Below are 5653 nucleotides of genomic sequence, written 5' to 3'. Positions count from 1 at the left end.
GAGCTTTCAGAACATCAAGTGAATAAAATCATGGCAGAGTATGAAAATGGCGGGGAATGTAATTGGTGTGGTGAAATCAGAAAAGAATTAAGAGGACCTCATTTACTAGACTTTGTTCTTGGCAAAAAGATGTGCCGGAATTGTTGGGAAATGGATCATAAGAATTATTTAGGTGCTATTGGTGAGGATATAGGTCCATTCGATAAACAAGAATAAGAGCAGCTAGCAAAAGCTAACTGCTCGGCTCCAATGGGGAACTGGAGAAAGATTGTATCTATAGTATTGACGGAATGTTGAGTTTTATACAGGGAGGTAGAGGGAAATGAGAGAAATTAAATTCAGAGCATGGACAAACGGTTGGATGGGAAGAGGACCAAGTTCAAAAATGATTTATAGTGGGGATTTGGCTGATCATTATGATTCGGAAAGCGCGATTGATTTCTATCCGATTAAAGAAGGCGATACTCTTATGCAGTATATCAATCAAAAGGATTCAGAAGGAACAAAAATATATGAAGGTGATGTAGTTACCTGGTACAACCCGATGATTGAAACAGGAGAAAGAATGACAGGGGTTGTTGTTTACGATACGAAACAGGCTACATATAAGAAATGTCCTATCAATCTGTACAAAGCAAATGCAGGGAATGGAGGATACACCGGATACGAATTTAGATGGTATGACAATGTAAAAGTCTTAGGTAATATCCATGAAAATCCGGAGTTGTTACAAAACTAAACAAAATAATCCTTTTAATAGAAAAGAGGAGATTGAATTGAAAACATTCGATACGGGACTAAAAAGTAACTGGAGAGCATTTAAAGAGTTTGTGGAGAATAAACAAAAAGATTATTTAACTAAGTATTACTTTGTGTTCGAAGAATGCGACTGTGGTGATACATCATATGTTTTCGTACAACACAATGAGTTGGATGATTGGTTAGAAAAAATGTTTTGGACATGGGGACGTTATGATACTGACGATCTAAGAAATTCAATGGGTGATGTGAAAGTTTGGAAACTAATATCTGAGGCTGACTTTAAAAAATGGAATCCGATTTATAAAGGGGCAAGAAAAACATCTATTGTTATCAATGATGAAGTGTATTATAGAAAACTAATGAAAATCAATGTAGAGCCATCTGTAATTGTTTCAACTGATATTTATTAAAATAATCTTTATTAAAGAGAGGTTGGGAGAATGAAAGGCTTGAAGAAAAGAAAGTTAAGAAAAGCAATTGCTCGCCGCGCAAAGGCAGTAGAGAAACATCAAGTCGATAACGCTTGGAGAAATATATTTGTACAAGCTGGTATTTTAAAGTGAAAGCGAACAGAATACAGTCCGGCTAGAAAACTAGAGGACACCAATTCATTAAGGCAGCAATTAAAGCTGTTTTATGAATAGGTGTCCTTTTTATTTTGAAAAAGGAGATGGGGAAATGAAGGCGTTAAAGGATCAGTTACGTGAATGGAAAAAGCAATCCAAGCAAGGAAAGAAGAAAAATAAGAAAAAACAAAAAGAGAAATTAAGTACTCGTGAAATTGAGGATTTAATGGGGATGCATAGACCTTGTTATGAACGTAGACGCGGAGCTTTAAGACAAAAGTAATTTAAAAATAAAAAGGAGTGGTCTTACATGACTAAACAATTATCTTTCTTACCGAAAATCGATAGAGCAGCAACGCAGAAAAAATTAGAAGGTGTTCTGGAAAGTGTACGTTTATATAGACAGTTTGGAATGATGCGTGAAGAAATGAAAGTCACTCCTTCTTATGAAATTAGATATCACGGACCTACAAATGATGTAGGGAAGCCATTAGAAGATGTAGCGATGGCTAATATACAACAAAGTAAACGAGAAGAGTGGATTAAGCAAACATCATTTCGTATTGACCAGTTTCTTAGTCGTTTGGGTAATGGGCGTGCAGGAAAGGATCAAAGAAACATCATCATTAAGCGTTATTTAGAAGATGAAGATGTATGTGATTATATGGTATATAACGAAATCGGCATGAGCGAGCGTACTTATCGACGTGTTAAGGCTAGAGTATTTTATAAACTTGCTTTTGCTCTTAGATTAGAAGTTTATGAAACTGAAGAAACTGGAGGTAATGAATAATGAATTTTGTTCAGCCAATACGTGATCCAGAGCAAATACAACAAATAAAGGAGCACCTAAAAGAAAAGAGTGACAGGAATTATATATTGTTTGTAATGAGAATCAATACAGGCCTACGTATTAGTGATATTTTGAAGTTAAAGGTTGGTGACTTGAAAGGGAGTCACATCTCAATGCGTGAAATGAAAACAGGTAAGCAGAAGCGTATTCAAATTACTGCAGCGTTAAGAAGAGAATTGAAATGGTTCATTAAAGAAAGAGAGGACCATGAGTATTTAATTAAGAGCAGACAAGGTAGTAACAGGCCTATTGGTCGTAGCATGGCATACAAAATACTTAGAAGTACAGCGGCAGAGTTTGGCTTAGATGAGATTGGTACACATACATTACGGAAGACATTTGGATACCATATGTACATGCAGACAAAGAATATAGCGTTGCTAATGGAGATATTCAATCATTCATCGGAAAGGGTCACGTTAAGATATATAGGTGTAAACCAAGATGCAATGGATAGAGCGATGAATAAGTTTAAGATTTAGTAATTCGCTTTTTTTTATGTAGATGGGCAGGTACAACATAAAAAGTATCGAATAAATACATTCAATAGTATTGTTTGCTTTTGATATGAATATTAGTTAAAGATACGTTAATTACATTCCAGTTAGTAACCAAAAAGGCGATTAAATAACAGAGGAGCAACTTACATGGAAAATATATTAAAAGTATCATCAAAATCAAATCCCAATTCAGTTGCAGGCGCAATTGCAGGCGTATTAAGAGAAAGCGGTAATGCAGAAATTCAAGCGATTGGAGCTGGCGCTATAAATCAAGCGATTAAAGCCATTGCTATTGCAAGAGGATTCGTAGCTCCTAGTGGTATTGACTTGGTTCTTATTCCAGCGTTTCAAGAGGTTTCAATCGATAATCAAGAAAGAACAGCAATCAAACTAATTGTAGGTCCTAGAAAATCTAGGTCTTAGAAGAGACCAACAATATAAGAATATTTGAAAAGACCGATAGAAGTCGGTCTTTTTCTTTTTTTACTTATAGTTAACCATTTTTATTGTGTTGTGTAACTCAAAATAGAAAGTCTTATAAAGTTACTGATAGCAAGTGGTTCAGCGGTTGGCTTAGTTACACAAAATATAAGATAGGGGTAAGTGAAGCAACGGCATAAAAAAGAAGCGTAGTTCGTCAAATGGACGTACCGCTCCATTATTACCATCAAGTTAAGAAATTCATTGTTTCCGATTAATGGTATCCGATTAATGGTATCCGTTTTTATATAATTATTATAGATTTTGAAAAAATAAAAAATCGCCTTATAAAAGGCGATTCATAGTTTATTCGTTTTGAATTCTTTTGATAAATAAGTATCTTTTAAAGTTAAATGCGATGTTCTATATTAACGTCTTTCAGGTTCTTTTTCTTTTTTTCTAAGACCGAATAAACCTAATAGTCCTAATAAACCAAGCCACGCCCAATTATTATTATCATCACGATCATTATTTAAATCATTTGTTGTATTCACATTTCGAGTTCTAGTATCATAATTAACTCTATTCATGTTATTGTCATTAACTCGAGTTGTAATATCATTATTGTTAACTCTATTCATATTATTCCCATCGTATTCAGCGTGGACACTTGTACCAAAAAACATAATAGTTAGTAATAGAGCACTTAAAATAGATGACAATTTTTTCTTCATAGTTTTCCCTCCTTTCGTGTTTAGTAATATCTCCAGTTCCTTTAGGTAATATTCGTTTAAGAATATATAAGTCCATTTGAGTTGAAATTATGATGACCATCTTTAAATTCTAATTATTAAAAGTACTGATAATAATGGATTATGTTAATAAAAATATATGTGCTATTTATCAGAATAAATTTTTTGAAACAGTACATTCTATAAGGTGTAATTACTATATTTGGGTAAGGTGTTCCTTATGAGTTATAAGAACTTATTTTCTTTAATCTGGAACATGGTTGGGAAAATTTTTTCTATAGTAAGCATTGTTGTTAAAAGATTAATTTCTTTAAGGAGGAATATTTTAATGGGTGTTTTAGGTGGAAATCCACAAAATGAACCAATGCACTACGGTGAAGTCTTTGGGATTTGGAGTTATCTTGCAGCGGCACAAGGTGCAATTGCTGGATATCAAGTTCTTATTAACCACACAGGAGACGAGGATTTAAAGAAATTTTTAGAAAATCTCGTAGAGAATGATATCCAATCAGAAGTTGAAGAATTAAAAAATTTATTAAAATTAAATGGTGTTGCATTACCGCCAGCACCTCCAGAAAGACCAGTTGCATCTATTGAAACTATTCCACCTGGCGCTCGTATAAATGACGCAGAAATTGCGGCAACGGTTTCTGCAGGTCTTGCAGCAGGTTTGGTAGCATGTAGCCAAGCTATGGGACAATCACTTCGAGAAGATGTAGGAATGATGTTTGGTCAATTCCATATGAAAAAAGCACAAGCTGGAGCTATATTGCTTCGTCTGAATAAGAAAAAAGGTTGGATTATTCCGCCTCCATTACATGTTCAACAATCAGATCAAGCGTAATGCCTTAATAGAAATCTAATTTATTCTTTATGGCTGTTGCAGTGGGCTTGTCTAGGGAAATAAAGGTTATTAGCGAATTAAAATAAAATGGCAGAGTCGTGACAGATTTTTGGCCGGAAATGTGCCGCTCATTTTGGAAATAAGGTGATATATTTGTATTGTGGGCGTGGCGGAAAACACGACTCACGCCTACCTTTATAATAGATCGTCATGACAAATGGTGATGGTTGGTGGATTGAATGGATTGCCGGTTCATGATATTCACAATAGTTTGCATGACATACGTTGAAAGTGAAGAAGAGCTTTTGCTCTCTTTCAGCTAACAACATTCTAGGTAGATGGAGTGAGGACGGTCTGATAAGTCGACCAAGAGTGTCTGTCGCGGTTGTTAGATGAAAGAGGAGTGAAAACATCTTAACCAAACTAAATGAAATATGCGATATACAAACACGACTTGTTTATTTTTGGAAACTGTTATTCTAGTGAATGGCAGATTTCTACTTTTTAAAAGTAAAACTTCATTTACCGTATTTATAGTAATAACATAAGATTTTGACGAAAGGGCAACTGGTGCATGGTTGCTCTTATATTAGTTACGATAAGTTACTTCGAGAAGTTGAATTTACACAAATCATGGAGAATCTTCTTTCAGTACTGACATTCACGGATTCGATAAAAAAACAATATCAAAATACAATTAATCAGTTTGAAACAGAACTAACTAAATATGAAAACTTATAATAAAAAGCATTCCTTATGGAGTGCTTTTTATTATGTAGGATATTCTTCTTTTCTGTCGAATAGATAGGGGGAAAGGGGATGATCGTATTTTTTAGGAATAAATCTGGAGAAATGATTCTTGATGCGAAGAATGAGAATGTAGCTAGTTTAATGGCTGTTTTGAAAGAAACTAAAAGTATTAAGATTGGCCTCTTTAATTATGATGTAAAGAAATA

Annotated in this window: 11 protein-coding genes; 10 read left to right on the top strand and 1 reads right to left on the bottom strand. The window is 34.2% G+C overall.

The genetic code is table 11. The features are described 5' to 3' along the window. From CN288_RS27145 to CN288_RS27110, 8 genes are all read left to right on the top strand, one after another. Positions 1 to 216 (top strand): hypothetical protein (locus CN288_RS27145; RefSeq protein WP_098303573.1); only part of this gene is annotated, 216 nt, incomplete at its 5' end. A 106-nt stretch (positions 217 to 322) separates the two neighbouring features. Next, complete coding sequence (locus CN288_RS27140; protein WP_090688790.1) at positions 323 to 739, top strand: YopX family protein; 417 nt, start codon at positions 323 to 325, stop codon at positions 737 to 739. Between the two features lie 37 nt (positions 740 to 776). After that, on the top strand, positions 777 to 1172 hold the full coding sequence (locus CN288_RS27135) for a hypothetical protein (RefSeq protein WP_098303572.1): 396 nt from the start codon (positions 777 to 779) through the stop codon (positions 1170 to 1172). Between the two features lie 30 nt (positions 1173 to 1202). Beyond that, entirely contained in the window at positions 1203 to 1325 is a 123-nt protein-coding gene (locus CN288_RS27130; protein ID WP_090688796.1) for a DUF3983 domain-containing protein, read from the top strand. 115 nt (positions 1326 to 1440) lie between these two features. After that, positions 1441 to 1611 carry a hypothetical protein gene (locus CN288_RS29195; protein WP_090688799.1) on the top strand — a complete coding sequence of 57 codons (171 nt, stop codon included), beginning with the start codon at positions 1441 to 1443 and terminating at the stop codon, positions 1609 to 1611. A gap of 27 nt (positions 1612 to 1638) precedes the next feature. Next, positions 1639 to 2121: an ArpU family phage packaging/lysis transcriptional regulator gene (locus CN288_RS27120; protein ID WP_090688803.1), complete on the top strand. Its 483-nt coding sequence runs from the start codon at positions 1639 to 1641 to the stop codon at positions 2119 to 2121. Beyond that, positions 2121 to 2663, top strand: a complete 543-nt coding sequence (locus CN288_RS27115; RefSeq protein ID WP_098303571.1) for a site-specific integrase — start codon at positions 2121 to 2123, stop codon at positions 2661 to 2663. Before CN288_RS27120 ends, CN288_RS27115 begins: the two co-directional genes overlap by 1 nt. 165 nt (positions 2664 to 2828) lie before the next feature. Further along, a complete protein-coding gene (locus tag CN288_RS27110) occupies positions 2829 to 3104 on the top strand; it encodes a stage V sporulation protein S (RefSeq protein ID WP_090688809.1) in 276 nt (91 codons plus the stop codon). 425 nt (positions 3105 to 3529) lie between these two features. Here the strand turns inward: CN288_RS27110 and CN288_RS27105 are convergent, their stop codons facing one another. Beyond that, positions 3530 to 3835, bottom strand: coding sequence for a WGxxGxxG family protein (locus CN288_RS27105; protein WP_026592379.1), 306 nt, complete (start codon positions 3833 to 3835; stop codon positions 3530 to 3532). A gap of 346 nt (positions 3836 to 4181) precedes the next feature. Between CN288_RS27105 and CN288_RS27100 the strand changes: the two genes are divergently transcribed. Both CN288_RS27100 and CN288_RS29190 read left to right on the top strand, forming a co-directional pair. Then, positions 4182 to 4697, top strand: coding sequence for a DUF3231 family protein (locus tag CN288_RS27100; protein ID WP_026592378.1), 516 nt, complete (start codon positions 4182 to 4184; stop codon positions 4695 to 4697). 552 nt (positions 4698 to 5249) lie between these two features. Beyond that, entirely contained in the window at positions 5250 to 5438 is a 189-nt protein-coding gene (locus CN288_RS29190) for a hypothetical protein (protein ID WP_176527757.1), read from the top strand. Positions 5439 to 5653: the final 215 nt, after the last annotated feature.

Source organism: Bacillus sp. AFS023182 (genome assembly GCF_002560575.1).
GTDB lineage: Bacteria > Bacillota > Bacilli > Bacillales > Bacillaceae_G > Bacillus_A > Bacillus_A arachidis.
Note: the sequence above shows the minus strand (reverse complement) of the source record. Positions and strands in the feature narration are given on the sequence as shown.